We start from the raw sequence: 26,686 nt of genomic DNA, 5'->3' as shown, positions 1-26,686 counted from the left end.
ATTTGCAACGAATTGTTACAGGGGCGTGCGGTTCGCCGCCTCATGGATCTCTGACGCCCCACGGGTCACTCACGTGCTCGTGCACCGCGAACGACGAACACGACGGACGCGCCGACGAAGCACCATGACGCCACCGCCCCGGCGCCGGTGAGAAACCCCACCGACGCCGCGGCGGCGAACATGGCGGCCACGAACAGATGCCGACTGCGCGTCACTTGTGCGAGTTGCGCTTGTGACCCACCCGCGGCTCGTCGGGCGCCGGCACGGGTCGTCCCTCGATCTCGCGGGGGCACTCGGTGACGACGCCCGCCGCCACCCCGCCGGCACCGCCGAGCACGGCACCGACCGCCGTCCCGACCCAACCGCCGGACGCCCCGATCGCCGCCCCCAGACCGGCCGCACCGATGCCGTTGGACAGCACGGCCTGCGAGCACTCGTCCACCTGCACCTCGGCGGACTCCACGACGCCCTGGATGTCGGGCGTGAAGGGCAGCCCCCCGCCCGCCAGCGCCGCCGTGATCGCCGTGGCCGCCACGATCGCCGAACCCACCATCTGATCTCTCCCCCATCGACCCGGGGGCGGCCGGATGCCGCTCCCCCGATGGGTTCAGTCAACCCGGGCGGTGGGATGGGTGTGAATGATGTGGGCGCACGAAAGTGGTTCGGGGACATGGGTGCAAGGTCGGCGGTCGGTTCGGGAGGCACGCGACCTCGGATCGTGGAATGTGGGCCCGGAACGCGGGGGGGTAGGTTCCACTATCGGTCGGCGCAGTCCTCACGCCCCGGGTACCGCGGAGGAGATCGTCGCGGAGGTAGGTGGGGGCGCGAGTTTCGGCACACTATCGGGTGACAATCCGCGAATTCGCGGCTATCGCGCGGATCTTGTGGCGATACTCGCGGGCGCGAGTGCCCTGAATTCGGTCGAATCTCCGGGATCCCGGTGTTCGACGCGAGTTGTGGGCGCTGACGCCCGGGTATGCGACGGCCCCCGCACCTGACCTCGAAAAAATCCTCGGCTGGACGGGACGGCGACCGGTCGACTCGGCACGCAGCGCCACGGACCACCCGCGCCGACGGAACCGATGTCAGAAGGTTCGAGGCCACGACTGAAGGTTGCACGCCCGACTTTCCGCGACAGTACATCTGCCGCAGATTGCTTCGTTCAAAGGACAACTCGTCAACCGCCGGCGTGTGGGTGTCGTTCGTTCGGGCGATTGTGGCCGACAATCCTCCGGGAAACACTGGCTCTCCGGTCGATACACACAGAACGGACGGCCATGAACCAGATCCCCGACATCACGCTCGCCACCGGAGAGCGAGCGCGCTTCTCGGAAGAGTTCAGCCCCAATATGATTCTGACGCAGTTCAAGACGACCATGGTCATCACCGACCGCCGGGTCATCGTGCGACAGCCCAATGCAATCTTCGGCATCATCCCGAGGGGCTACAACGAACAGACCAGCCCACTGCGTCACGTCTCCCAGATCAATGCCGGGGAGTCGTTCTCGACACGGAAGCTCATCCAGGGTGGCCTCGGGGTCATCATGGGCCTGTACCTGACCGCGGGAATGGCTGCGCTGAGCCCCGCGCTCTCCGTGATCGGTCTGCTGGTGATCGGGTTGGGGGCGTTTCTGCTCTACACGGCGCACGAACTCGGCATCGGCTTCCGCAACCACGGTGGTGGCGTCCTCTTCGCTGCAGCCTCGAAATCGGAGCGCGCGAAGGTGGAGGCGGCCAAGCGGGCGGTGAACGACATCGTGTTCGCCAGTGAGCAGCCAGTGGAGTCCGGGGTTCCGGCGGCGCCGGTCACCGACCCGACCGTCGTCATCCCCGCGCCCACGTCGGCGGCCCCGTCGTCCGCTCCGTCCCGCTTCACCGCGGCGCAGGCGTCGGACCCGACCACTCCGCAGGCGGTGCTCTCGCAGATCGCGGAGCACGAGCCCTCACTGAGGTCCACCGTGGCGGCCAACCCCAATTGCTATCCGGGACTGCTCGACTGGCTTCGCGGCCTCGGCGACCCGGAGGTCGAACGCGCCCTGGCCGCACGAGTATGACCGGGGCTCCCCCGCCGCCACCGCCGCCGCCACCACCCGGACCGCCGCCCCCGCCGCCACCCGGACCCCCGCCGTCCACCGGTTCGCAGTCGGCGCCGTCGCCACCACCGCCTCCGCAGGAGCGGCCGGTAATCCCGCTGACCAAGCGCACCGAGAAGCCCCGACAGACCACACCCGTTGTGTCGCTGTCGAAGTCGCCGCGCACCACGCCGGAGACCCCGTCGTCGACCACGGACACGCCCCCCGCCCCACCGGTTGCGCCCAACCGTCCGTTGACCCCCGAGGAACCGGCGCCCGCGCCCCTCGCCGGTTCGGGCGACGCACCCGCGTCGTCGACCGAACCGGGCAGCGCGCCGAGGTCGGGACGTCGTCGCGTCGTCCTTCTGGGCGCTGCTGTCGCAGCCGTCGTCGTGGCTCTGGCGGCGGCCGTCGTCGTGGTCGTACGGCCCGATTTCGGCTCGCAGACAACGGTTGTCGCGGACGCTCTTACCGGGGGAACGTTCCCCACTGCGCCGACCGCGGTCTGGTCGCTGGAGCCGTCCACGGTGGTTCCGGGGTCCGACAGCTACTTCTTCAACCCTCTGTTCGGAGAGCAAGACTACGAACGGCCCGGTGCCGTCGTCGACGGCGAGCGAGCCTTCGTCGCCGCACGGGACGGATCCACCCGGTCGACGACCATCGCGGCGGTCGACGCCACCGACGGCACGGTCGAGTGGACGCACGTGATCGACAACTTCGGTGGGTGCGCCAACGCCACGCTCGACGGACGGCTGCCCTGCATCGACCGGGGCTCGACTCCCGGGTCCAGCAGCGTCCAGTTTCTCGACGCCTCGACCGGTGCCGCCGACTCCACCCACGAGGTGGCGGCGTACGTCGGCGCCGTCTACGTGAGCGGATCCGACCTCTACGTCAGCGGCTGGGACCAGAACGCGGAAGCCTCGGTCATCAGCAAGGGCACCGTCGACGACCCAACGGCGTCGTGGTCCCGGTCCTATCCCGACAACCGCTGCTCGGTCACCGGGAGCGGGGACAGCAACACGTTCGACGTCATCGGTGACGTGCTGGTCAAGAACTCCGGCACGTCGGTGGTGGCGAACACCGCGGACGGCGACCTCGTCATCTCGAACACCGGGTACTCGTATCCAATGGGCGGGCGCGCCGTCATGGCCAGCCGGTGTCCCGACAACCCGTCGAGCGGCGAATTCACGCCGGCGATCGTCTCCAGCGACGGTTTGACCACGGCGACACCGCAGGACTTCCCGGTCGATTACGCCTTCGTCGCCGACGCGGACCCGTCCGCACCGTTCCTGTATCGCGGCGGTGGAGCGCTCGACCCCGTGACGGGTGACTTCCGCTGGGCCCGTCCCGATCTCTCGGACAAGATGTCCGAGGCAGCGATGATCGGATCGACGATCGTCGTGCCGTCCGGCGACGTGACCGAGGCGCTCGACGTGGCGACAGGCGACACCCTGTGGACGGCGCCGCGCTACGGCGCGACCGTCGACGCGACCGACGGTCGCGCGTTCCTGTCGACGGCGGACTCGACGCTGGCCGCCTTCTCGTTGGAGGACGGATCGGCACTGTGGAGCGTTCCGCTGTACCCCCTGGACGAACGAGGAGGCACGCTGGAGACGGTCGGCGATGGGCTCCTGTATGCAGGTTCCGGTGTCCTGCACCGCTTCGACCCGACCGGCCCGCCCGCCGGCGCGGTCGCGGCCGGTGACGCCGACGCCGGGAGCTCGGACTCGTCCGACTCCTACGTGACGGCGTGCGGGACTCCGCCGACATTCACCCCCACCGAGGTGACCACCGACAGCGGCGCGTTGGTGGTGACCATGGAGGTGCGGGCCACCTGCCCGGCGGGTGACGTCCTGTCGTCCGACGCGATGCGGTTGTCGATCACCCGTGGCGGAGCGAACGTGGCCTCCGCGGTGTTCGACATGTCGGAGGCTCCCCTCGCGATTCCGGGGGCCGACACCACCGGCTTGGGTTCGAGCGGAGGTGGGAACAGCTCGGTCCAGCAGTCGTTCCGCTTCCCGGTCGGCTCCTTCTGGCTGCCCCCGGACTCCTCCACGGGCTCGACCAGGGGATCGACGTCAGGCGGGACCAGGTACGTGGTGGACTGCGACCGTGGGGAGTCCTCGGGCGCGCGGGCGCAGCTCGGCTCCGACATCGAACCGGTCACGGCCTCCGCACCGGCCGAGCCGGTCACCGGCACGTCCGAGTCCGCTGCCTTCGACGCCTTGCGCGCGATCGCGAACGCCGACCGGCCTGTCATCCTGCGGGACCTCGGCGAGCGGTGGGTTCCGCAGCTGAGCTCGAAGAAGCCGGGCCTGGTCGCCGACGGGACGACGTGGAACAACTCGTCCACGCTTGCCGAGCACCTCGATCTGCGCCTGAGGTACCCGAACGTCAAGCTCATGTGGTCCGGCGAGTGGAGTGTCTTCAGCTTCTCGGACTTCTGGGTGACGGCCGCCGGCACCACGTTCTCGGACCCCGCCGGGGCCAACCGGTGGTGTGACCAGAACGGCCTCGACGCCGACCACTGTTTCGCGAAACTCATCAGCGCTACACACCCGATTGCGGGGAGTACGGCGAGTCGGTGACTGTGCAGGCGAGGATCAATCGACCGACCTTCGCCCGCGGTGCGGGGGCATGTGCGACGGGTTCACGGATCCTGTGCGGACAACGGCGCTGTACACCGATTACTGCACCGGATCGGCGACCGGGGGTCCCGTCATGTCGGCGTGACCGACATCCCCGTCGTCGGCGAGTACGTCATCCGCGCGAATTCGCAGTCCACCGCCCAGTTCTGCGTGCCGGGCACGGCGTAGACGTCGGTGACGGGGAAGCCCATGCTGGGCTGCCAGGTGGTGATGAAGGAGCCCACCAGAACGTGCGTGCCGGTGGTGGCGGGCCGGCTGTAGACCCGGAAGCCGGTGTCCTTGTCGAAGTCCTGCATGTCGTTGGTGAAGGGCGTGATAGGCACCAGGCCGTTGCGCCTGGCCACCTCCGCGACGGCGGGCGGGGAGCTGAGGAAGCCGCCGTTGGAGAGGAACCGAGAACCGAGCTCGAACTCCTGGCCGTAGCCGTAGCTGATCCGGAAGACCGGTGTGACGGACTTGCCCAGTGCTGCATCGGCATTCGCGTCGAACACCTGCCCTTCCTCGCGCTCTGGCATGCCGAGGCGGACGTACGACTCGATGCTGTAGGCCAGGGGCTTCGGCTGGTACGTGGAGGTGAAGGCGCCGAACTGCGCCTCCGATTCCGCGAGCGAGCTGTCGGCGTCCCGAACCGTGTACAGGTACATCGGCCCGGCGAAGGACACCTCCGGCCACTGGCGGAGCGATCCGGTCACCAATGCGTTCTGCGCGTCGGCCGTGATGTCGAAGGTGGAAGCCCCGTACTCGGTGAGCCAGATCTTCTTGGCACCGTCGCCGCGCGCCTTCATGGTGTTGTGAAGGCCGATCATCTGTCGCGCCGGCGAATTCTCGTACAGCGACGCCCCGGCGAACGTGGCGTCGTTCTCGTACGGGTGGAAGGAGAGAGCGTCGAACTTCCCTGCCACCCCGGCCGCATACATGGTGGCGAGGAATTTGTTGGCCGAGATCGTGCCGACGCCGTCGTCCACCGGACCCATCGCGCCCGCGACGACGGTCAGCGAGGAATCGACCGCCTTGATCGCGTTGTAGGCGGCCACCATCATCGAGGCGTAGAACGTGGGATCGGGTGCGGGGGCGAAGAACATGTCCCCGTTGGGCTCGTTCCAGATCTCGTAGGCGGTGATCTTGCCGCGGTAGCGACGGGCTGCGGCGGCGGCGAACGTGGCATAGGTGGAGGCCTGCGCGGGTCGCGTCATGGGTTGCGAACTCTGATTCAGCGCGGCCCAGGGCGGACACGACGTCAGCACGGCCAGAATGCTCAGATTGCGCGCACGAGCCTTGTCCACCACCCGGTCGACGAAATCCCACTGGAACGTCGTCGGTGACGGCTGCGCGAAGACCCACGGAATGTCGAACCTGATCTGCGTGGCTCGGGTGGCCACGAGTGCGTCGAGGGTCTGGTTCTGGTCGGCGTCGTTCATGTACAGAATCGCGGACCCGGCGGAGAACCCCACCGGACTCAGCGAGCGCGCGGCCGGGAGTACCGCCTCTCGGCTCTCGTTGCGTCCCAGCACGAGCGCGCTCGTCACGGCCGCTCCTGCGAGGGCCGCGTGGGTCAGAACGATACGACGCGAGAACTCACCCATGGCCGCCTCGGAATCGGTAGTGCTACCTCCCGGTGAGGTAGGTGCTCAATTAATCACATCGATTCCCGAATGGCGTTGTTAGCAAACACATTGCCCAACCCAAGAACGGCGGTCAGGAGGAGAAGACGCGCGTTTCTCCTGTCACGGCCCACGTAATGCGTCCGTTCTCGAAATCCTGGGCTCGACCCCCGTCCTCGACGGCATACTCTGCGGTCACCGGGAAGCCCAATCGTGGTTCCCACGCCGAAAGAATGGCGCCGTACACCGCATGTGTCCCGAAAACCGGATGAGAATAGGCACGGACGTCGATCTCCGACGCGAAATCCTGAATGCCGTCGACGAATGGTCCGACAGGCAGCAGACCGGCCGGTCGAAGAAGATCGGCAATGGCCGGAGGCGAGACGAACCAACCGCGCGGTGTGGAATAGACGCTACCCCCCGCGAATTGCTGGGAGTACCCGTCGGACAGGGGGAAGACCGGACTCCAGGCCTCCCCGAGGGAAGCCTCACGTGCCCGGGCCTCGAAGTCCGCGACGATGGGCCGCGGCGGCACACCGCTCGCCGCCAAAGCGGCGAACTCCTCATACCCCGGTTTGGGGTCGAACGTGTCCGTCAGCACGCCGAACCGGTCCTCCGGATCGTCCGACGCGCTATCGGCGTCCCGCACCGTGTAGACGTAGAACGGCCCGGCGAAGGACACCTCGGTCCACTGCCGGGCCGAATCGCAGATCAGCCGGGCCTGTCCGACCGGGTCGACATCGGTGGTGGGGGCGCCGTACTCCGTGATCCAGATGCGCTTGCCCCCGTCACCACGCTCGGCCATCAGCTGGTGCATCCGAATCATCTGCTGCATGGGAGAATTCGGGTACCGCGTCGCGTCGCCCAAGGGCATGCCGAAGTCGTAGGGGTGGTAGGACAGGGCGTCGAAGTAGCCCTGTCCGCCGGCGTCGTACACCGCGGCGACGAACTCGTTGGCGTCGACCTGACCGTTCTCCGTCGCCGTGTTCCCGGTGGCACCGGCGATCACCTCGACGTCGGGATCGGCGGCCCTGATGGCGGCGAAGGCCTCGCGGAGCATGGCGGTGTAGCGCACCGGATCCGGCTGTGGACCGAAGAAGATGGTGCCGTTGGGTTCGTTCCAGATCTCGTAGGCGGCGATGCGGCCGCGGTAACGCTCGGCCACCGCTCCCGCGAATCGCCCGTACTCGGCGGGGTCTCGCGGCGCCGTCGTGTGCACGGCGCTCCCGCCCAGCGCGGCCCACGTCGGCGTATTGGTCAGCGTGGCCAGGACCGTCAGACCGCGCGCCACCGCGGCATCGACGACGCGGTCCGACGACGTCCAGTCGTAACGACCGCGCGACGGCTCGGCGAAGTTCCACGAGATGTCGACGCGGACGGACGACACACCGCCGTCACGGACGGCGTCCATGGTTCGCGCCAACAGGTCCGGATCCGCCCACAGCACCGACGCCCCGGTCGAGTACCCGAGCACCGTGGCCGTCGGATTCGCGGACACAGGCGGCGTGGTACCCGTGGGTCCCGGACGGGTGGATTCCGACGGCACCGACTCCCCCGCACACCCCGCCACCGAACCCAGCAGGAGGGCGGATGCGGCCCCCAGGAAACGGCGTCGGTCGAGTGCGGTCACGGCAGCGTCAGGTACGCCACGACATCATCGGCTTCTCCACCAGGTAGTACGTGGCGGTGGCCAGCGCGACCGTGATGCCGATGACCACCGCCGAGCCCCAGAGCAAGCCGAGAGGACTGTTGGGAATGGGGACCCCCCAGCGCTCGACCAGGATCAGGACCGGGTAGTGCCAGAGGTAGGCCGACAGCGAGATCATGCCGAGGTACTTGAGTGGGCGCCAGTCGGTGATCCGCGCGAGCCGCGACTCCTCCCCCCGCGCCAGTGGCGCCACGATCATGACGATCAGAGCGCACGACGAGACGGCGAAGATCGACGAGATGTACCGGCTGCCGAGCACGAACGCGATCATCGAGGCAACGAGGGCGATCAGCATGGCAGCCGTGGAGACGCGCACCACCGTGCGTGTCGACGTGCCGCGGAAGGCACCGCGGGCGATGGCCACGTAGATCACGGCGGCGACCATCCCCCACGCGAAGTTGTCGGCCAACGCGAGCGAACTCCGGGACAGTACCGCGATCCAGTTGGGGCCCCAGTACGCCTCCAGCGGAGTCAGATTCGTCGCTCCCCGCTGCAGGAATCCGGTCACCGTGTTGGCCACCAAGCCCACCGCGATCAACGCAGCCGCGGGGATCAGCGCTCCCGTCACTGTGGCCGAGCGCCGCCGCACGGACCGGAACAGGAAGTACCCGACGAGGGGGAGGACGAGGTAGAAACCCCACTCGGCGGTGAGGGACCACGCGGGGTTGATCCCGGTCTGCAGCGTGGACGGGAACAGCGACTGCGTCAGCGTCAGGTGCGCGAGCAGAGGTATCGGGTCGGTGATCATGCCCGTGCTGTTGTCCGACTTGTCCCAGCCCGCCACCACCGGGTTCTCCAGATAGCTCACCCGCAGAACGAAGTTCACGATCAGGAAGATCACGAGGTAGGCGGGGAAGATGCGGCGGACGCGATTGGCGAAGTACCGCTTGGCATCCGGCCGGGGCCGGCCGTCGAGGTAGCGCTGGACGTACGGCAGGTACAGGAGGAAACCGGACAGCACGAAGAAGAACGTCAGCGCCTGGCCGAGGAAATCGAGGCGGGCCGCCGTCGAGATGCCGGGAGTGTGCACCCCCACATGCGCGACGATGACGCAGATCGCGCCGAGGCCGCGCGGTCCCTCCAGACCGGCCAGGCGGGTGCCCTTGGTCTGCGGTGCCAGACGGGACAGCGTGTCGGCGGGCGGTGCGCTCGGCGACGCCTCGGGCGGGCGCTGACGGGTGATGTCATCCATGGGTGACCTCCGGCGTTCGGTGATGCACGGCCCCGGCGGGGACGGGACGATCGAGAACGACGTCGTCGGCGCGCTCGGTGAGATCGGGGTAGCGGGCGAGGACCGCGAGCATGATGGCGAACATCATCGTCGCCGCAGCGTTGGTCACCACCGGGAAATCCAATTGCAGTGCCACGAGGGTGAATCCGATGAACCCGGCACCGACCACGCCCGCCTCCCACGAGGACGTGCGCATGCTGCGATACGCCGTGACGACGCCGATGCCGAGCAGGACGAGGAACACGATGCCCACGACGAGGCCGCCTCGGTAGATCGTGAGCAACGGGGTGTTGGCCACGTAGTTGACCTCGTATCCGGCCACCTCGTCGATGAACTCCTTCGCTCCCCAGCCTCGTCCGAACCACCAGTTGCCCTGCATGGAGGGCAGGAAGTTCGCCAGGGCGTCCGCGCGGTCACTGGTGCCCCGATCGGACGAGTCGAAGGAGTTGACGATGCGGGCGTTGACCGCGGGCACCGCGAAGGCGCCGGCCACCGCGAGGGCCCCGGCGAGGAGAACGCCGAAACGGGCCGTGGTGGAGAGCTTCTGGAAGATCAGGAAGACGACGACGGCGACGAGCACCGAGAAGATGGCCGAGCGCGACAGGCTCACCAGCAGCGCCACCGCGATCACGGACGCCGCGATCAGGCGCACCCACCCCCGCATGAGTGCCAGCGCGAGCATCAGACCGAGGAAGAGGAACAGGCCCGCCGCGTTGGGGTCGACGTAGGTTCCGGTGAGCCGGACGATCGAGGTGTCGCCGGCCTCGAAGAAGCGCAGGGTGGTGCCGATGGTGCCCGCGACTCCGTACCCGATGGGCGAGAGCAGGCCGATCATGGTGCCGGACCGGTCGAACAGGAAGAGGAAGAACGAGAACCCGCCGCCCACAGCGGCACCCACCGCGTAGGTGAGACCCACGACTCGAAGGTCGCGGCGGCTCAACCGCATCAGCGGGAACAGCAGCGAGGTGGCGATCACCCACTTGACGAATTCGGCGACGTGCACCGCCCCGGCGGCGCTCATCGTCACGGAGGCCAGCGAGACCAGGATCAGCAGTGCCACCGATACTTCCAGCGCGTGCGTGCGGAGGTGCGCCAGGGGGTGCGTGAGGACGCCGGCCCAGACCGCCAGGCTCAGGACCAGAATCGCCGGTCCCACACCGGGTATCACGGCGAACGGAATGGCACCGAGCACGAAGGCGAGGGCCGCGTAGACCACCACGGGCGAGGACAGCGTGACCGCGATACCGGCCACCATCGCGGTCACGGCGACGGCCAGCAGCTGGGACGGGCCGGCGTCACCGCCGGCGAGGGCGCCGACCAGGACCGCCCCGAGCGCCGCGAGCACGCCGGCGGCGACGGAGCCGGAGACGGGCCGGTCGGTGCGGGTGGTCACGGTGCCAGCCACTCGTGGACGGTGCGATGCGGGGCGCCGGTGTTCCACCGCTCCGCGTTGCGACCGTGCAGGCGCTCGCCCTCGGCCACCGCGGCGTCCCGGTCGAGCAGGTACCGACGGCATTCGGCGACGAAGGCAGCCGGGTCGTCGATCCCGTCGATGCCCAGCACCGACCCCAGTGACCCGATGGCCGCGGTGGTGCCGACGATGGGCATGCCGCGACTGGCCGCGTCGAGAATCTTCACCCGCACACCGCCCCCGGTGACGATGGGGGCGATCATGGCGCGGCAGCTCGACAGGAACTCGTCCAGGTCGTCGACGAAGCCCAGGTCCTCGACGCCGTCGACGGGCGCCACGGTCCTGGTCGGATCGGGCGATCCGACGATGCGGAGCTCCGCTCCGGGGATGCCGCGGGCGATGTCCGGCCACAGCCGCAGAAGACGTTCGTACGCTTGCTGATTCGGTGGCCACTTGCGGTCGCCGAGAAACACCAGACGCGAACGCGAATTGCCCAGATCCACCTGCTTCTTGGGGGGCAGCGTCAGGTCCAGCCAGTGGGCGCGCGGAATGCCGTGATGGCTGTAGAACTCGGCCTCCTCGGCGTCGTACGTGCCGACACTGTAGGCGTGGCGCGCCACGCGGAGCTCGTCACGGACGATGCGACGGCCGTCCAGCTTGCCGAGAATTCCGCGGGTCGCCCGCCACACCAGCGACTCGGACACGACCGTGCTGACCGCGAGGACCGACTCGCCGTCCCGTCGGTCGTGCGCGTGGGACGACTGCAGGAACGCCTCGGCCATGTAGCTGTGGTCGGCGACGAAGATGTCCGTCTCGGTGGCGTCGATCGCGTCGATAAGCTCGCGAGAGACGAAGCGCGAGTGCACCAGTGATCGCCCGCTACGTAGGCTGTCGCGCAGCAGCGCCGGAGCGGGCGGCATCGTCTTCGGGACGCGGGTGTATCCGTCGCGGGAGGACCCGGGGTCGGAGGACAGGCAGACGACCTGCACGTCCCACTTCTCCGCCGCCAGCGTCATCACCAGCGTGGCCATCGTCAGGTCGCCCGTCGATTCGACACTGGGGTCCTTGGGCAACAGAAAGGTCGCCTTCACCTAGGTCACCACTTCCCGGTCGAGAGGTGCCGCCACCGGGGAGTGGTAGACGGCGCGGTAGTAGACGGCGAGGAGGAGCAGTTCGCAGGCAGCACAGACGACGGCGGCGCCGACGCCGCCCAGGGACGCCACCGTCACGGGCAGGACGGCCAGCTTCACCGCCGCGACCCCCAGGGTGGCCCGCACGCGCAGAGCGTCCCGCTTCTGGACGAACAGGACGACGATGAAGGAGTGGTCGACCGAGCGCGCGAAGACGAACACCGACAGGATCACGGCGATCCATCCCGTCTCGTCGGCACCGCCCCACACCAGGACGCCGACACCGACGGCGGCCATCGACGCGCCGGTGATCAGACCGACGCGGGCGATTCCGCCACGGGACGGTGCGCTCGACAGGTGCCCGTCGGCGTCGCGAATCTTCTCGATGTAAGTGTTCGCGAAATTCTGGCCGATCATCGAGATGGCGATGGCGGTGACCAGGGCCACCGAGTAGTACCCCGCGACGTCGGACCCGGCGATCCACCCGATGATCAGGACGTCACCCTGCGTGTACACACCGCCGACGAACGCCTCGGCCGACAGCAGGCCGAATTCCTTTCCGCCACCGGGGAATGCCGGCGAGCGGCCCGGGACGTAGCCGAGGCACAGGACGACGATCACGAGGTACGGAAGCAGGTAGAGAGCGCCCGCGACCGCCACCGTCGGGTCCGCGGCGAGGTAGAGGTACGACGCTCCCAGCGCGATGCTGGTGAGTTGGCGGACGGCGTCGAAACGCATGGTGACGTCGGGTCGGCCCGCACGCAGGAAGCGAGACTTGTAGGTGTTGAACAGCAACTCGCCGGCGGCCACGACGACGGCGAACCCCGCGACGAACCACTGCAGGTAGCAGAGCACGCCGACGGCGGCCACCGCGATGCCGAACAGCACACGGGCACAGCGCTCCCGCTCGTAGCGGGCCTCGTCGAGGCGGAGGGACCGGACGAAGAAGGCATTGTCGATACCGGCGTTGAGGATCGCAGCGGCGGCCACCGCGACGGCGTACTGACCGTAGGACCCGATGCCGAGAACGTGAATGAGGGCGAACGTCCACCCGAGCCCGAACACACGCCCGCTGTAGCTCCAGAACGAGGCCAACCCCGCCCGCAGCAGGTGGCTGTCGACCACTCTCACGAGCGTTCCCAGGCCTCGAGGAACGGGACGACGCAGTGGTCCAGATCGTGCTCGACGCGGAGCACGGCCACCTGGTCACCGAGCTTCTCGAGCTGCACGTCGTCCCGCACGATGCTGTTGACCGCCTCCGCGATCTGCTCGACGCGCTCCACGCCGTACGCGCCGCCCTCGTCCACGGCCTCGCCCAGCGCGCCGTCCATGATGCAGACGATGGGCGTGCCGTACGCGTAGGAGCGGGTGACCGCACTCGACGCGGGGTAGGCCTTCCCGTACTGGCTGTGCTTGGAGTACGGAACCAGCAGCAGCCGAATGGATTCGAAGAAGTCGTCCTCGTCCGGACCGTTCACCTCCCCGAGCAGGGTGACTCCGTCGACCGGCGGCAAGGCGGCGGTTCCCCGGCCGGCGGCGATGATGCCGACGTCGGGATCGATGCGCTCCCGCAGGGCGCCGAGCAGATCGAACCCCTTGCCGCGGTACACGTGTCCGAACAGTCCGACGGCCACCGGCCGGGAGGACAGCGGCTTCAGGTCGCGGCGGGCCGGGACGAAGATGCGCGACGCCACGGGGTTGCTCTCGGGCGCCTTCTGCCCGAGCACCTCGGCGCCGATGCCGGTCAGCGTGAAGACGGTGCGCCCGGCGATGACCCGGCGCTGGAACCGTCTGGTCAGCATCTTGAACGGGTAATGGATCGCGTGATGGACCAGGCGATGCTGACCGACGAAGCGCGTCTTGAACGGCCACCACACCTGGAACGGCGGATCGTGGACCGTGGCGGTGACCGGAATATCGCGCGGCAGCAGGGACGCCCAGAACACCGACAGCGATCCGCCGCTCTGCTCGAAATGGACGATGGTCGGACCTTCGGCGCTCTTCTTCTTGGCCAGCGCTCGCACGGCACGGACGTGGCGGACGACGTCGGCCGCAGATTCCGCACCCTCGGTGTCGATTCGGTAGTCGATCACTTCCCGGAACCGCGGCGCCACGGCGGCGAGGAAGTCGTCGGCGTAATCGCCCACGCCGCTCTTGCCGGCGGCGGGGGCCACATAGACGAGGCTGGTGTTCGCGAGGTCGGGCACGTCGTTCCTCTTCCCGAGACGGGTCTGTGCAGTGGTCAGTAGAGTAACGGTCGGAAGGTCGGGTGGTAGTCGAGCGTCGACTTGCGGGTGCCACGGGCCTTCGCGGGGATGCCCGCGGCGATCTCGAGCTCGCCGACGTCGGTGCGCACCAGCGAGGCCGCACCCACCACCGCACCGACGCCGATGGTCACGTTCTGGAGCACCATCGCCCGGCTGGCCACCCACGCGTGATGCTGGATGTGGACGGGCCCGAGGGTGACGTGGAAATCGTCGCTGTCGACGGTGTGCTGGGCGGTGATGATCTGCACGTCCGAGGCGATCACCACGTCGTCGTCGATGGTGATGCCGCCCCGAGCGTCGAGGAGAACCGAGAACCCGATGGACACGTTGTTCCCGATGCGGAGCCGGTGGAGTCCGAACACGGTGGAGCCCATCATGATCGACGATCCCGTGCCCAGGGTGGCGCCGAAATACCTCAACCACCACTGCCGGATGGTGTGGGAGGGAATGTTCGTGATCAGGAAGTTGAACATCCGCTCCCCGAACTGCTCCTTGCGCGAGCTGACGTACAGCTCGCTCACGAGGAACGCTCGCTGCCTGCGGCGGCCTGCAACTCCAGGTCGCTGCGTACCATCATGCGCACCAGCTCGTCGAACTCGACGCGAGGCTTCCAACCGAGCTTCTCGCGCGCCTTGGTGGAATCGCCGATGAGCAGGTCCACCTCGGCCGGGCGCATGAAGCGGGGATCGATGGTCACCAGCGGCTCCCAGTCGGTGATGCCGACCTCGTCGAACGCGATGGTCAACAGCTCGCGGATGGAGTGTGTCTCCCCGGTGGAGATCACGTAGTCGTCCGCCTCGTCCTGCTGGAGCATGAGCCACATCGCCTCGACGTAGTCCCCGGCGAAGCCCCAGTCCCGCTTGGCGTCCAGGTTGCCCAGGGCGATCCCGGCCTGCAGTCCGAGTGTGATCCTGGCCACCGCCTGGGACACCTTGCGTGTGACGAACTCCGGTCCGCGCCGGGGCGATTCGTGATTGAACAGCACCCCCGAGCTGGCATGCATGCCGTAGGACTCGCGGTAATTGATGGTCATGTAGTGGCCGAAGACCTTGGCCACTCCGTACGGCGACCTCGGCCACAGCAGGGTGGATTCGCGCTGTGGAACGTCCTGCACCTTGCCGAACATCTCCGAGCTCGACGCCTGATAGAAGCGGACGGCCTTGCCCGAGCTGTCCTGATAGAACCGCACCGCCTCGAGGATGTTCAGCACCCCGCCCCCGGTGACATCGCTGGTCAGGCGGGCGTTCTGCCAGGAGTACGCCACGAAGGAGACCGCGCCCAGGTTGTACACCTCGTCCGGCTCGGAGTCCGCGACGGCGCGGATCAAGCTCACCAGGTCCAGCAGGTTGCCACTGACGATGCGGACGTACGGGTGACTCTTCGCCAGCAACTCGGCTTTCGGGTTGTTCTGTCCGGCAACCAAACCGAACACCTCGTAACCCTTGCCGTGCAACAATTCGGACAGATACATACCGTCCTGTCCGGTCACTCCGGTGATCAGTGCGCGTTTCACGCCGACCCGCCTTTCTGTCATTGCTCGCACCGCATGGAATCGATTTCGGAAAGAGCCCCTGTTATGCGCTCGAAGCAGGATCGAAGTCGGTTTTCGACCTCGTTTCCTCGAATCGGCCTGCCGCGCAGAAGGCACCGTCCGGTACGGGCCGGGCCGAGCGCTGCCCACACCTCGTCGTCAGGCGGGAACATCGTTACACAATGCGGTGTCCGGTGCCGACCGTAAGCGACCGGCGTCGTTCCGTCGTGCGGCATCGGACCGAGTCTGCTTAGTATTGCGCCGAGTCGGTCTCGACCATTTCTCGCCACCATGCGACAGGGGCACATCCGTGGACATTCGCGACTATCTCGCGGCGTGGCGCGCACAGTGGGTGATCATCGTGGCGTGCGTCGTTCTCGCGCTCGGTGTGGCCGCAGGGGTGTCCGCACTGATGACACCGAAGTACGTCGCCACCACCCGGTTGTTCACCACCACCACCGGCGGCGCGTCGGTCAGCGAGGCGTACCAGGGCAATCTCTTCTCCACCAACCGCGTCACCTCCTATGCGGGCCTCGCCACCGGGAAGCAGGTGGCGCAGCGGGCGGTCGACGAGTTGGGTCTGCGAGCCAGCGCCGAGGACGTCATGTCCCGAGTCAGCGCCGAGCCGGTCCCCGATTCGGTTCTCCTCGACATCACCGTGACCGATACCAACCCGGGGCTCGCTCGTGACCTGGCGAATGTCGTTGCTTCGCAGACCAGCTCGCTGGTCCAGGAGCTCGAGACCTCGGCGCGCGGCGGAGTGCCGGCCGCGTCGGCGACCATCGTCGACCTGGCCGACCTGCCCACGTCGCCGAGCAGTCCGTCCTGGGTCCGGAACCTGGGACTCGGCCTCGTCGGCGGTCTGATCCTGGGACTCGTGGCCGCCGTCGTCCGGTGGAAGCTGGACCGCTCGGTCCGCACCGCCGACGACATCGCCGCGGCAGTGGGCGGTCCGGTGCTCGGATCGATTCCTCCCGCCGAGGGCACACGGGACGAGACAGGGTCGGTCGACGCCGCGCCGACGCCCGTCGTCACGGAGCCGTTCCGGGAGATCCGCACCAATCTGCTCGCCATGGATCACGACGGATCGCTCCGGACGGTGGTCGTCACCGGTCCGCGTGTCGGTGCCGGCGCGACCACCGTCGCCGTCGGGCTGTCGGTCGCCGTCGCGGAGACCGGGCGGTCCGTCGTGCTTCTCGACGCCGACTTCGGTCGAGGCTCGGTGGCCGCGGCGTTCGGCGCGGAAGCCGGACCGGGACTGGTCGACTTCCTCCGCGGTAACGAGGATCTCGATGCCGTGGTGGTTCCGACGGCCGTCGACAATCTGAGCATCGTGGGCACGGGAGCAGCGGACGCGTCGAGCAGCGGACTGATCGGCGGCACCCGCATGGCCGACCTGATCAAGCAACTGCACGGCGACTTCGACATCGTCGTCGTGGACGGGCCCGCGGTGAGCACCTCCTCCGACAGCGCCGTCCTGGCCGCACTGGCCGACGGCGCCGTGCTCGTCGCCCGCCGGGGGTCGACGTCCGCGCCGGAACTGCGCGACACGGTCTCGAAGATCACCCTGGCCCGCGGACGAGTGATCGGCGCGGTCGCGACCAGCGCGCGCCGTCGCCGACTCCTCCGTTGACGCAGACCGGCGCGATGCGGCGAACGGTCTCGATGGCGGGTGCGGTCGGCGTGGCGATCGCTCTCGTGGCGAGTGCCTGCACACCCGCTCCCACCGACGACTACACGGAGCCGACGCGCTTCGCGACGGCGACCAGTGCGCCCTCCGACGGCGGCGGCGCGGCGGTCGACGACTCGGCCACCGCGGTCCTGCGCCCCGATTTCACCGACACCGGAGCCGGTTCGGTGGTCACCGCCACGGAGACGACGACGGCCGCGCGGCAGATTCTCGACACCGGTGCCCGCGGCATGACCATCACCTATCGCTCCTCGACCGGACCTACCGACGCGCGAGTTCCCACGGTCGTGAGCGGCACGGTGTTCGTGCCGGCGGGCACCCCACCCGAGGGCGGGTGGCCGGTGATCGCCTACGGCCACAGCCAGACGGGTGTCCGGAACGAGTGCGGACCGTCGCTCTTCCCGGATCTGCTCGGACACGCGGACCAGGTGGCCGGTCTGCTCCTGAGCGGGTACGTCGTGGCCGTCCCGGACTACCAGGGTCTGGGCTCACCGGGCGCGTTCCCCATGTCGGACCCGGACACGCTCGGCGCCAACATGATCGACGCGGTCCGAGCTGCACGACGCATCGCGCCCGATGCCGCGCCGCGGTGGGCCGCCTACGGCGCCTCGATCGGCGGCACCGCGTCCTGGGCGTCCAACGAGATGGCCGCCGAGTACGCGCCCGAGCTCGATCCGGCGGGGTCGGTGTCCCTCGTGCCGTCCCCGGACCTGACGGAGATGCCCGCGGCAGCGGCGACGTCGACCCTCTCCGCGGCGCAGCGGTATCAGTACGTCCTGGAAGTACTGTCCATCAAACGCACGTCGCACCCGGAGATGAACGTCGAGGACTACATCGGCGGCGAGACGTTCCGCAATCTCGAGCTGCTGTCGGCCTGCGTCGGTCCAGATGCGGACCGGGCGGCGGAGTTGGCGCAGTCGCTACCGGCGTCGGACACCGTGCCGAGATCCTCGGAGGCGACGGAGCGGCTGCGGGGCTGGCTGCGCGAGCGTGCACTCCCTCGCCTCGCCTCGACCGCTCCGATGCTGCTGATCTACGCCACGACCGAGGCCACGTCACAGCCGGAGTGGACCGCCGCGGCCGTCCGGGCCGCCTGTGGCCTCGGCTCCCGGATCGAGGTGTTGGTGCGGGTGGGTCAGACGGACGCCACTGCCGACACCTCGCCCGCGGTCCCCTGGCTGCGGGATACGGTGGACGGTGTCGGGCGGGCATCCGATTCGTGTTCCTGACAGTGCGAGCAGGAGCCGACAGCAAGGTTCGGAGATCGGTGAAGACGTCTGTGAGGCAACGAATATCGGGTGGTGTCCCGGGTACGGCGTTGCGGGTGTCAGCGATCCTGGCGACGGCGGCCGTGATGGTGTCCTGCTCGGCCGCGCCGGTGGACGAATCCGACAGATCGACCGCGTCGTTCACCACCAGCCGTGCGCCGGTCGCGTCCACACCGTCGGAATCGGCCGATGCGAGCCTCTTCCCCAAGTTGGGCGGCACCGAGCCCGGATCGCTCACCGCCGTCGAACCTTTCGACTCGGTGATCGACACCGTCACGGACACCGGGGCCACGGCCTATCGCATCCGCTACATGTCCACCGCCGCGATCGGCGGCGGCCCGGTCGAGGTGACGGGGAGCGTCTTCGTTCCCGGCGGCGCGGCACCCGAGGGCGGGTGGAAGGTGGTCGCGTTCAATCACGGCTTCACCGGCATCGCCCCGAACTGCGGGCCGTCGCTCTACGACGACCTCAAGGAGCAGTGGCTCCCCATCGCCGCACTACTGCTCAACAACTACCTCGTCGTGGCCTCGGACTACGAGGGACTCGGCGGCGCCGGCGGCTCGGCCATCGCCCACGCGCTGCTCGATGCTGCGCCGTTGGGCCGGAACGTGATCGACGGCGTCCGCGCCGCGGCCGACCTGGTGCCCTCCGTCGGACGGCAGTGGGCGGCGTTCGGCGGATCGCTGGGCGGCCTGGCCACCTGGGCCGCCAACGAGCAGGCCTCGACCTACGGCGACGGACTCGATCTGGTGGGCGCCGCCTCGTGGGTGCCGATGGTCGACGCGTCCGAGCTACCCCGGAAAGCCGCGGCCGGCACCCTGACGCAGGACCAACTGCACCTGTATCTGTTGGCGATCATGTCGATGAAAGCGACGCTGCATCCGGATCTGGTGCTGAGCGATTACGTGCGCGGCGAGATGTACGAGAAGAGGGACCTGCTGGTTCTCTGCACGGGCCCTCGCATCCCCGAGGCCGTCGACTTCCTCGAGACCGCATCGGCCGCCGATCTGGTGCCGGTGAACGACGCGGCCGCCGAGCGGATGTCCGGGTGGCTCCGGGAGATCGCGGTGCCCCGTCAGCGTGCGGCCGCGCCGATGATCGTGATCTACGGCTCGGCCGATCGCCTGGTCGATCAGAGCTGGATAGAGTCGGCCCTGCAGCGAGGCTGCGAGCTGGGGAGCTCCATCTCGTGGTTTCTCCGTCCCGGTGAGGGTCACGGCGACATCGATGCGGCGCAGGCTTTTCCGTGGATCGGTGCCCGATTCGACGGGCAACGGGCCGAGAACGGCTGTGCGCGGTGACAGCGGCCCGTGCGGGCTCGCGCGGAGGGAAACGGGGGACGTGATGGGTCGAAGGTCGACCGCGGTGGGCGCCGCGCTCGCAGCGCTCGTTGTCCTGGTTTCCGGGTGTGCCCGTGACACGGGCGGTGAACCGGTGCCGGAGCCCCAACCCGTGGTGGGGGCCGATCTTTCAGGGACCGGACCCGGGACTCTGGTGTCCGCGCAGACGATGCCCGCCATCGACGACGGGATCCGCGCTCTCGGCGCTCGGGCGGTCAAGGTGGTCTACCGATCCACCTCGGCCGTCGACGGCAGCGATACCGAGGTGAGCGGCGCGGTGTTCACGCCCGCGGGTGCACCGCCTGCCGGAGGGTGGCCGGTCATCGCGTTCGCCCACGGCACCACCGGGATCCTGGAGAGCTGCGCACCCACGTCCACGCCCGATCTCGCGGGCGGGACCGCGCTGATCGCGAGCTACCTGAAGCTCGGCTTCGCCGTGGCGGCCACCGACTATCAGGGGCTCGGGACGCCGGGCGTTCACCCGTACCTCGACGCACGCACGGCCGGCCGGAACGTCATCGACTCCGTCCGCGCCCTGCGCAAGACGGTGGGCGGGGTGTCCACGCGGTGGGCTGCATTCGGCGGATCGCAGGGCGGCGGCGCCACCTGGTCCGCCAACGAGCAAGCCGGCGAGTACGCCCCCGAGCTGTCGCTGGTCGGTACCGTGAGTCTGGTTCCCGCGGCGGATGTCTCGGGACTCGTGAACAAGGCCGAGGCCGGCACGCTCACCGACGATCAGAACGCGGCGTACATCTGGTTGCTCAACCGCGTCGCCGCCACCTTCCCGGACCTCGACCTGGACCAGTACCGCAGCGAGTCGCTCGCGGCGTCGTGGGACGCCCTGGCGGTGTGCGCGGGCCCGCTCGCAGCGGACCGCGCCCGCGCCTTGAATGCCGTGGAGCCGAACGATCTTCGGCCGACGTCACCGGACGCCGCGGACCGGCTGCGCGGGATCCTGGAGTCCTGGGCCGTGGAGGGCACCCGCGCCGCGGCACCCATGACCGTCTACTACGGCGGCGAGGACACGTACATCGACCCGGAGTGGACTCGCGCCGCGCTCGAGCAGTCCTGTGACAGCGGGAGCACGGTCGCGATCTCGTTCCAGCCGGACAAGGGTCACGCGGACGTCGACGGGAACGCCTCGGTCACATGGCTGGGCGAACGATTCGCCGGCATGGACGCGCCCGACGATTGCTGACCGGCTCGGCACGGCGTCGGTCGATCAGGCCGGCGGGTCAGTACAGCAGTGGCCGGAAAGTCGGGTGGTAGTCGAGCGTGGACTTGCGGACACCTCGGTGCTTCGCGGGTACGCCGGCCACGATCTCCATGGGTTCGACGTCGTCGCGAACCAGCGATGCCGCCCCCACCACCGCGCCGTAGCCGATGTCGACGCCCACCACCACCATGGCGCGGCTGGCGATCCAGGCGTGGTGTCCGATGGTGATCGGCGAGTGGTAGCGGCCGAAATCGTCCGAGTCCACCACGTGCTGACCGCTGATGAGGTGAACGTCCGAGGCGATCACCACGTCGTCCTCGATCACCAGATCACCGCGGGCGTCGAGCAGGCACCGCGAGCCGATGGAGCAGTTGTTCCCGATGACGATCTGCTGAAGGCCGTGGACGCGGGTGCCCATCATGATCGAGGTGCCCTTGCCGATGCGGGCGCCGAACGCGCGCAGCCAGGCTTGACGAATCGTGTGCGACGGGATGTGAGTCACTGCGAAGTTGAAGAGGCGCTCGCCGATCTGTTCCCGCGCATTGGTGGGCACTTCGGTGCCGAACTTCTTCGGGGGCTTGGTCACCGGGGACGGCGACCGATCGGCCGTGTCGATCGGGCCGGAATCCGGAACCGTCATGGTGTTTCCTCCGTCTGACTCGCTCTGATCGCGCCTGTCGATTGCGGGTAAAAATTATCCGAACGACGGCCGACGGGATTGGCCCGGGAATGATACTGTGATTGATGTCACTCGGATTCTCCACCGGTTGCGAAAAAGCGTGCAGGCCAATACCCTTTTGCGGGTCGGGATCGAGGCTCTTGTCATGATGCGATCGCTTACCCGGAAGCAGCGGTTCTATGAGGATCATCCACGTCTCGGAAGCCTTCGGTGGCGGGTTGCGCAGCGCCATCATCAATTACGTTCAGGCGACCGACGATCATGAGCATCTGATCTTCGCCCGTGCGCGAGCGGGCCACGAAACCTTCGACGTGCCGGTTTCCGCGCGATTCGTCGAATACCGCGGTGGACTGTTTGGTTTTCTTTTCGAGGCGCGTGCATTCGTTCTGCAGCAGCGAGCCGACATCGTGCATTTGCATTCGAGTTACGCGGGCCTGTTACGCGCGTTGCTTCCCAGCGGTATCCGCATCGTCTACTCGCCGCACTGTTACGCGATGGAGACCGGCCGCCCCGCGATGAAGCGGGCGGTGTACTGGTCCGTGGAGCGGATGCTGGCTCAGCGCCCGCAGATGCTCATGGCCGTCGGTCCACGCGAGGCCGAACTCGGTCACCACCTGCGGTCGGCCTTGCCCATCCGAGAGGTGCCCAACTGCGCCACGCCCGTGAGCGCGCCGGACGTGGCACCCGTCGACGACGACACCGTGGCTCCGAGCGGGTCGAAACCCACCATCGTGATGGTGGGGCGCGTCGCCGACCAGAAGGACCCACAGTTCTTTGCCGCCGTCGCCGAGCAGCTGGGCACCGGCAGGTTCGACTACGTCTGGATCGGCGAGGGCGACGAGGGCCGCCACCATCTCGACCGGGCGGGAGTACGCATCACCGGGTGGGTCGATCCCGCGCGCACACGGTCCCTGCTGAGGTCCGCCGGCCTCTACCTCCACAGCGCGGCGTGGGAAGGGGCGCCGCTCTCCACCATCGAAGCCTCGGTGATGGGGTGCCCCGTGCTGTGCCGCTCGATTCCGAGCATGGCGGCTCTCGGCTATCCCCTGGCCGGCGCCACGGTGTCTGAGGTGGCGGCGACCACGAACCGATTCTTCGCCGACGCCGACTTCCACGCCGACGTGGTTCGCCGCAGCTCCCGCATCGCACAGGATTTCTCGTTCTCGCGCATGCAGACCCGCCTCTCCGCCGCGTACGCCTTCGCCGAGCGGAGGCTCGGCGACGGCGCACCTCCTGTCGCGCGGGCCGTCGGAGCCGGTGCCGTGCCGATGGTGGACGTTCGCGCCGTCGCCCTCCCGACACAGCCGACCACCGCGGGGGCGGCCTCGAGCAAGGGAACGTGGTTTCGCGCCCCGACGACCCGAGGCCGATGACGGGGCATACTGTCGCCATGCGCGACCGTGATGCCGAATCCGGCCCTCCGCCTTCGAGCCCCGTCGCCCTCATCACCGGAGTGGCCGGCCAGGACGGAACGTACCTGGCGCAACTCCTCTTACGGCGTGGGTGGACGGTGCACGGCATCACTCGTCCGGACCGTGACGCGCCGCCCTACGAGGAGTTCCTGGATGGTGTCGACGTGCGCTTCGGCGATGTCTCGGACCCCGACGTGGCCGCCGCTGCCGTCGCAGATGTTCGGCCGGACCACATCTTTCACCTCGCCGGGATCTCGTCGGTGTGGAAGTCCTGGAACGACCCCGTGCTGACCACCCGGGTCAACTCGGTGTCCGCGGCCGCACTGTTGAACGCGGCGGTTCACCTGCAGGACGACGCCGACAAGCCGGTGGTGTTCGTCAACGCGTCGTCGGCCGAGATCTTCGCCGGATCCGGCGTCGCGCGGCAGGACGAATCGACGCCGGTCGTCCCCACTTCTCCGTACGGCGCCACGAAAGCCATGTCGCACAGCCTGGTTCAGGTGTATCGGTCCAAGGGGCTCGCCGGCATCAACGCCATTTTGTACAACCACGAATCACCCCGGCGCCCGGATACCTTTGTGACCCGAAAGATCACCAAGGCCGCTGCGGCCATCGCCGCGGGGCGCCAGGATTCGCTGGCGCTCGGCGACGTGCGCCTCGCCAGGGACTGGGGATGGGCGCCGGACTACGTCGAGGCCATGGCCGCCATGGCCGTCCGCGGTGTCGCGGACGACTTCGTGGTCGCCACCGGCCACGCCCGCACCATCGAGGACTTCGTCGCTGCGGCGTTCTCGGCCGTCGGTATCGCCGACTGGCGCAGCGTGGTCACTCTGGACGAGGACCTCCTCCGCCCCGCCGACGCCGCCGTCGTGGTGGGCGATGCGTCGAAGGCGAAAGAGGTTTTGGGATGGACGCCGACGCATTCGTTCGAGCACGTCGTGGCGGCCATGGTCGAGCACGACCGCGCACTACTCGCGGAGGGCGTGACCTAGGTGAGCGACCCCGACGACATTCTGGACCGGCAGCGCCACGGCGACTCCCCGTGGCGTGAGCGACTGATCACCCGAGCCAAGGAAGTCGTCATCCGTGCGCGAGCCTCGGGAACGCCGGCGCCCCCGAACAGCGGGCCCTACCGGGTCGTGGCCGTGCTCGGACAATCCAATGCGTACGGCTCGGGGCTCGGCCTCGACCGCGCCGGCCTCGACGCCCCGGACCCGCGTGTCCACCAGTGGCCGTCGGCGGGACGGCGCAAGGGAACGATCCTGCTGGGGGGCGAACCGCTGCTGCACGACGTTCCCGGCAAGCGCGTCGGATTCGGCAGCACGTTCGCCTCGCTTCTCGCCGCGGACGGCGGCGACCGCGTCCTGCTGGTGCCGTATGCACGGGGTGACACGTCCTTCGCTCCGAAGAACGGGTTCACCTGGGATGCGGACGACACGCGAACGCGGGTCAATCTGTACCGGCGGGCCGTGCGGCAGATCGACTCCGCGTTGGCGACGGACCCCCGCAACATTCTGACTGCAATCCTCTGGCATCAGGGCGAATCCGACGTTCCGCTGCTCGACGCAGCTGTGTACCGCACGAAGCTCGACCGGCTGCTGACGCTCCTCCGTGAGCGGTACGGGCCCGTCCCCGTGATCCTCGGTGGCATGGTCCCCGAAGAGATGGCTGTGGGGCACCGGAAGTACCCGGCCATCAACGCCGTTCACGTCGATACCCCCACTCGGCATCCAATGTGCGCCTTCGTCCCCGGCCCGGCCGGCATGACGAACAGCGCCGAGGATCGGCACTACAGCGCGACCGGCCAGCGGGAGCTGGGGCGGCGGATGTTCGAGGTGTACCGCGCACTCGTCTGATTCAGCGAGTTGAAGAACTCCCGGTCGGCAGGAGCTTCGATCTGGGCGCCGGAATCCTTGACGAAGGTGTCGCTGACCAAAACTATGCCCCCTCTGGGTGAAGGAGACCCCGGTTGCCGCGGGCGCGCTGCGCATTCTCCCCGACGGATCCATCGGCACCCGCATCACCGCGGGCACCACCCGCACCACCTTCGACGCCACCGAGTCGGCGGCCTGGACCAGGACGACCGGCGCCGGCGGCGGCGGCGGATTCGACGCAGGAACGGAATACTGATGGCCAACCCCTTCGAGGCTGGGGCGCGACCCTGGTATCGCAAGACCCTGGCGAAATTGCTCGCTAACACCACCTCGCTCGGTAGCGGGGAATTGGTGGTCGACGTGCGGGGATACGTCTAGGGCGGCGACGGGTCTACCCAGACCCGCAACCTCCGTCGTGCCACTCGCGCTCACGAAATTGCGATCAACGGGAAGGACTTCGGCGCCAAGGGCGACGGCACCACTAACGACTCCGCCGCGATCCAGGCGGCAATTGACTACGCCGCAGCCAACTCGTGCAGCGTCTACCTGCCCAAAGCGAACTACCGAGCAGACGGGCTGCTGTTCCGTTCCGGGTTCATGATCTACGGCGACGGTCGCGAGCAATCGATCATCACCGCAGTCGCCGGCAGCGCGAACACGTTCGTCTTCGGAATCGCCGAGGGCATCACCCAGCACACCATGCTCAAAGACATTGGCATCGTCGCCGCCGGTAACGCGGGCCAGCACGAAATACACATCTGGGCCCGCCGAGGGACCTCCAAAGCCGGCTCATCCGGCCTGTGGCACGCCAAGTGGGACTGCGTCCGTGTGTACAACTTCGCCGGTGCCCAGATCTGGTTCCAGGGCGGCGGTGTCGACGCCCTCGACCCGATCCAGATCATGGAGTTCTACGGCATGGTGGTCGAACGTCGAAACGACTCGGCCCAGTCGATCTGCGTCCTGATGTCCGGACAGGTGAACCAGACGACGCGGAACGGCGGTCGCATGGATGCGTTCGGTGCCAACTCCGCCGAGGCCGCCGGCGTCGATCTCAAGATCTGCCGACAGCTCAACAGCTACGACGTGACGTACAACGAGTCGACCACCTTCGCCTCGAACAAGAGCGGACACACGCACCTGTTCAATGGAATGTCGTTCCAGCAGGCGCAGCTGGCTGTAATTGGAGCTTGACCCGGTTTCCCGGACAGTTCGGGTTGGGTGTTCAGGCCACTTGTGAGGTGACCCGTCGATGGTAGGCGTGTTCGTAGTCCACTGGCGAGGAGTAGCCGATCCCGGAGTGCCGGCGATGCGGGTTGTACCAGGCCTCGATCCATTCGAAGATCGCGGAGGCAAGCTGGTCTCGGCTGTCCCACGATCGGGTGTCGAGCAGCTCGCGTTGCATCGTCGACCAGAACGACTCCATCATCGTGTTGTCGACGCTCGAGGCCACCCGACCCATCGACCCGAGCAGTCCTGCCGTGCGCAGTCGTTGACCGAAAACCCAACTGGTGTATTGAGATCCGCGGTCCGAGTGCATGATCGTCCCGGTATCGGGGTGGCGTCGCCACAGCGCCATCTGCAGTGCGTCTACGACGAGGTCGGTACGCA

Annotated in this window: 26 protein-coding genes; 12 read left to right on the top strand and 14 right to left on the bottom strand. The window is 68.2% G+C overall.

Annotated elements, in window-relative coordinates; translation table 11 throughout:
* Positions 1–65 precede the first annotated feature (65 nt).
* On the bottom strand, positions 66–215 hold the full coding sequence (locus tag BMZ18_RS19690; RefSeq protein ID WP_156511593.1) for a hypothetical protein: 150 nt from the start codon (positions 213–215) through the stop codon (positions 66–68).
* Positions 212–553, bottom strand: coding sequence for a hypothetical protein (locus BMZ18_RS10605; RefSeq protein WP_074922160.1), 342 nt, complete (start codon positions 551–553; stop codon positions 212–214). Before BMZ18_RS10605 ends, BMZ18_RS19690 begins: the two co-directional genes overlap by 4 nt.
* A gap of 724 nt (positions 554–1,277) precedes the next feature.
* Between BMZ18_RS10605 and BMZ18_RS19685 the strand changes: the two genes are divergently transcribed.
* Positions 1,278–2,054 (top strand): variant leucine-rich repeat-containing protein, encoded by a 777-nt coding sequence (locus BMZ18_RS19685; protein ID WP_068361092.1) that lies wholly within the window; start codon positions 1,278–1,280, stop codon positions 2,052–2,054.
* Positions 2,055–2,233: 179 nt separating this feature from the next.
* On the top strand, positions 2,234–4,660 hold the full coding sequence (locus BMZ18_RS10595; protein WP_074922158.1) for an outer membrane protein assembly factor BamB family protein: 2,427 nt from the start codon (positions 2,234–2,236) through the stop codon (positions 4,658–4,660).
* Positions 4,661–4,791: 131 nt separating this feature from the next.
* Here the strand turns inward: BMZ18_RS10595 and BMZ18_RS10590 are convergent, their stop codons facing one another.
* From BMZ18_RS10590 to BMZ18_RS10550, 9 genes are all read right to left on the bottom strand, one after another.
* A complete protein-coding gene (locus BMZ18_RS10590; protein ID WP_169817734.1) occupies positions 4,792–6,246 on the bottom strand; it encodes a cellulase family glycosylhydrolase in 1,455 nt (484 codons plus the stop codon).
* 169 nt (positions 6,247–6,415) lie between these two features.
* Positions 6,416–7,951, bottom strand: a complete 1,536-nt coding sequence (locus tag BMZ18_RS10585; RefSeq protein ID WP_068364249.1) for a cellulase family glycosylhydrolase — start codon at positions 7,949–7,951, stop codon at positions 6,416–6,418.
* 7 nt (positions 7,952–7,958) lie between these two features.
* Positions 7,959–9,221, bottom strand: coding sequence for an acyltransferase family protein (locus tag BMZ18_RS10580; RefSeq protein WP_068364246.1), 1,263 nt, complete (start codon positions 9,219–9,221; stop codon positions 7,959–7,961).
* Positions 9,214–10,665 (bottom strand): O-antigen ligase family protein, encoded by a 1,452-nt coding sequence (locus BMZ18_RS10575; protein ID WP_074922157.1) that lies wholly within the window; start codon positions 10,663–10,665, stop codon positions 9,214–9,216. The genes BMZ18_RS10580 and BMZ18_RS10575 overlap by 8 nt, the downstream gene beginning before the upstream one ends.
* Positions 10,650–11,762, bottom strand: a complete 1,113-nt coding sequence (locus BMZ18_RS10570; protein ID WP_068364241.1) for a glycosyltransferase — start codon at positions 11,760–11,762, stop codon at positions 10,650–10,652. Before BMZ18_RS10570 ends, BMZ18_RS10575 begins: the two co-directional genes overlap by 16 nt.
* The gene (locus BMZ18_RS10565; RefSeq protein WP_068364240.1) at positions 11,763–12,926 is read right to left on the bottom strand and encodes a lipopolysaccharide biosynthesis protein; all 1,164 of its coding nucleotides are present in this window, start codon (positions 12,924–12,926) and stop codon (positions 11,763–11,765) included.
* 2 nt (positions 12,927–12,928) lie between these two features.
* The gene (locus BMZ18_RS10560; protein ID WP_068364237.1) at positions 12,929–14,008 is read right to left on the bottom strand and encodes a glycosyltransferase family protein; all 1,080 of its coding nucleotides are present in this window, start codon (positions 14,006–14,008) and stop codon (positions 12,929–12,931) included.
* Between the two features lie 35 nt (positions 14,009–14,043).
* Complete coding sequence (locus tag BMZ18_RS10555) at positions 14,044–14,589, bottom strand: acyltransferase (RefSeq protein ID WP_082895091.1); 546 nt, start codon at positions 14,587–14,589, stop codon at positions 14,044–14,046.
* Positions 14,586–15,581 carry a GDP-mannose 4,6-dehydratase gene (locus BMZ18_RS10550; protein ID WP_068364234.1) on the bottom strand — a complete coding sequence of 332 codons (996 nt, stop codon included), beginning with the start codon at positions 15,579–15,581 and terminating at the stop codon, positions 14,586–14,588. The genes BMZ18_RS10555 and BMZ18_RS10550 overlap by 4 nt, the downstream gene beginning before the upstream one ends.
* Before the next feature lie 328 nt (positions 15,582–15,909).
* Between BMZ18_RS10550 and BMZ18_RS10545 the strand changes: the two genes are divergently transcribed.
* The 4 genes from BMZ18_RS10545 to BMZ18_RS10530 all read left to right on the top strand — a co-directional run bounded on the left by BMZ18_RS10545 (position 15,910) and on the right by BMZ18_RS10530 (position 21,095).
* On the top strand, positions 15,910–17,232 hold the full coding sequence (locus tag BMZ18_RS10545) for a tyrosine-protein kinase domain-containing protein (RefSeq protein ID WP_068364231.1): 1,323 nt from the start codon (positions 15,910–15,912) through the stop codon (positions 17,230–17,232).
* A 32-nt stretch (positions 17,233–17,264) separates the two neighbouring features.
* Entirely contained in the window at positions 17,265–18,518 is a 1,254-nt protein-coding gene (locus BMZ18_RS10540; protein WP_170851483.1) for a lipase family protein, read from the top strand.
* A gap of 95 nt (positions 18,519–18,613) precedes the next feature.
* Positions 18,614–19,858 carry a lipase family protein gene (locus BMZ18_RS10535; protein WP_068364228.1) on the top strand — a complete coding sequence of 415 codons (1,245 nt, stop codon included), beginning with the start codon at positions 18,614–18,616 and terminating at the stop codon, positions 19,856–19,858.
* A 193-nt stretch (positions 19,859–20,051) separates the two neighbouring features.
* Positions 20,052–21,095, top strand: coding sequence for a lipase family protein (locus BMZ18_RS10530; protein WP_244516488.1), 1,044 nt, complete (start codon positions 20,052–20,054; stop codon positions 21,093–21,095).
* A gap of 37 nt (positions 21,096–21,132) precedes the next feature.
* Here the strand turns inward: BMZ18_RS10530 and BMZ18_RS10525 are convergent, their stop codons facing one another.
* Positions 21,133–21,753, bottom strand: coding sequence for an acyltransferase (locus BMZ18_RS10525; RefSeq protein WP_068364221.1), 621 nt, complete (start codon positions 21,751–21,753; stop codon positions 21,133–21,135).
* 197 nt (positions 21,754–21,950) lie between these two features.
* The gene (locus BMZ18_RS20050; RefSeq protein WP_244516502.1) at positions 21,951–22,211 is read right to left on the bottom strand and encodes a hypothetical protein; all 261 of its coding nucleotides are present in this window, start codon (positions 22,209–22,211) and stop codon (positions 21,951–21,953) included.
* On the opposite strand from BMZ18_RS20050, the gene BMZ18_RS10520 reads away from it, so the two are divergent.
* From BMZ18_RS10520 to BMZ18_RS10505, 6 genes are all read left to right on the top strand, one after another.
* Entirely contained in the window at positions 22,104–23,165 is a 1,062-nt protein-coding gene (locus BMZ18_RS10520; RefSeq protein WP_244516498.1) for a glycosyltransferase, read from the top strand. The genes BMZ18_RS20050 and BMZ18_RS10520 overlap by 108 nt on opposite strands.
* Before the next feature lie 17 nt (positions 23,166–23,182).
* Positions 23,183–24,196, top strand: a complete 1,014-nt coding sequence (locus BMZ18_RS10515) for a GDP-mannose 4,6-dehydratase (protein ID WP_068364216.1) — start codon at positions 23,183–23,185, stop codon at positions 24,194–24,196.
* Complete coding sequence (locus tag BMZ18_RS10510) at positions 24,197–25,060, top strand: sialate O-acetylesterase (RefSeq protein WP_082895089.1); 864 nt, start codon at positions 24,197–24,199, stop codon at positions 25,058–25,060.
* A gap of 97 nt (positions 25,061–25,157) precedes the next feature.
* Positions 25,158–25,334, top strand: a complete 177-nt coding sequence (locus BMZ18_RS19680) for a hypothetical protein (RefSeq protein ID WP_156511630.1) — start codon at positions 25,158–25,160, stop codon at positions 25,332–25,334.
* The gene (locus BMZ18_RS20170; RefSeq protein WP_280141986.1) at positions 25,334–25,456 is read left to right on the top strand and encodes a hypothetical protein; all 123 of its coding nucleotides are present in this window, start codon (positions 25,334–25,336) and stop codon (positions 25,454–25,456) included. The genes BMZ18_RS19680 and BMZ18_RS20170 overlap by 1 nt, the downstream gene beginning before the upstream one ends.
* Before the next feature lie 57 nt (positions 25,457–25,513).
* Positions 25,514–26,269 (top strand): glycosyl hydrolase family 28-related protein, encoded by a 756-nt coding sequence (locus BMZ18_RS10505; protein ID WP_082895092.1) that lies wholly within the window; start codon positions 25,514–25,516, stop codon positions 26,267–26,269.
* Between the two features lie 31 nt (positions 26,270–26,300).
* Here the strand turns inward: BMZ18_RS10505 and BMZ18_RS10500 are convergent.
* Positions 26,301–26,686, bottom strand: a 386-nt coding sequence (locus BMZ18_RS10500) for an integrase core domain-containing protein (RefSeq protein WP_139203913.1), incomplete at its 5' end; no start/stop codon positions are given.

This window comes from Rhodococcoides kroppenstedtii, from assembly GCF_900111805.1.
GTDB classification, from domain to species: Bacteria; Actinomycetota; Actinomycetes; order Mycobacteriales; family Mycobacteriaceae; genus Rhodococcoides; species Rhodococcoides kroppenstedtii.
Note: the sequence above shows the minus strand (reverse complement) of the source record. Positions and strands in the feature narration are given on the sequence as shown.

Bases quoted from the DNA above. Each gene is read 5' to 3' on its own strand.
- BMZ18_RS10605 (WP_074922160.1), bottom strand. From the start codon at position 553: ATGGTGGGTTCGGCGATCGTGGCGGCCACGGCGATCACGGCGGCGCTG.
- BMZ18_RS19685 (WP_068361092.1), top strand. From the start codon at position 1,278: ATGAACCAGATCCCCGACATCACGCTCGCCACCGGAGAGCGAGCGCGC.
- BMZ18_RS10580 (WP_068364246.1), bottom strand. From the start codon at position 9,221: ATGGATGACATCACCCGTCAGCGCCCGCCCGAGGCGTCGCCGAGCGCA.
- BMZ18_RS10540 (WP_170851483.1), top strand. From the start codon at position 17,265: ATGGCGGGTGCGGTCGGCGTGGCGATCGCTCTCGTGGCGAGTGCCTGC.
- BMZ18_RS10525 (WP_068364221.1), bottom strand. From the start codon at position 21,753: ATGACGGTTCCGGATTCCGGCCCGATCGACACGGCCGATCGGTCGCCG.
- BMZ18_RS20050 (WP_244516502.1), bottom strand. From the start codon at position 22,211: ATGCAAATGCACGATGTCGGCTCGCTGCTGCAGAACGAATGCACGCGC.
- BMZ18_RS10515 (WP_068364216.1), top strand. From the start codon at position 23,183: ATGCGCGACCGTGATGCCGAATCCGGCCCTCCGCCTTCGAGCCCCGTC.
- BMZ18_RS20170 (WP_280141986.1), top strand. From the start codon at position 25,334: ATGGCCAACCCCTTCGAGGCTGGGGCGCGACCCTGGTATCGCAAGACC.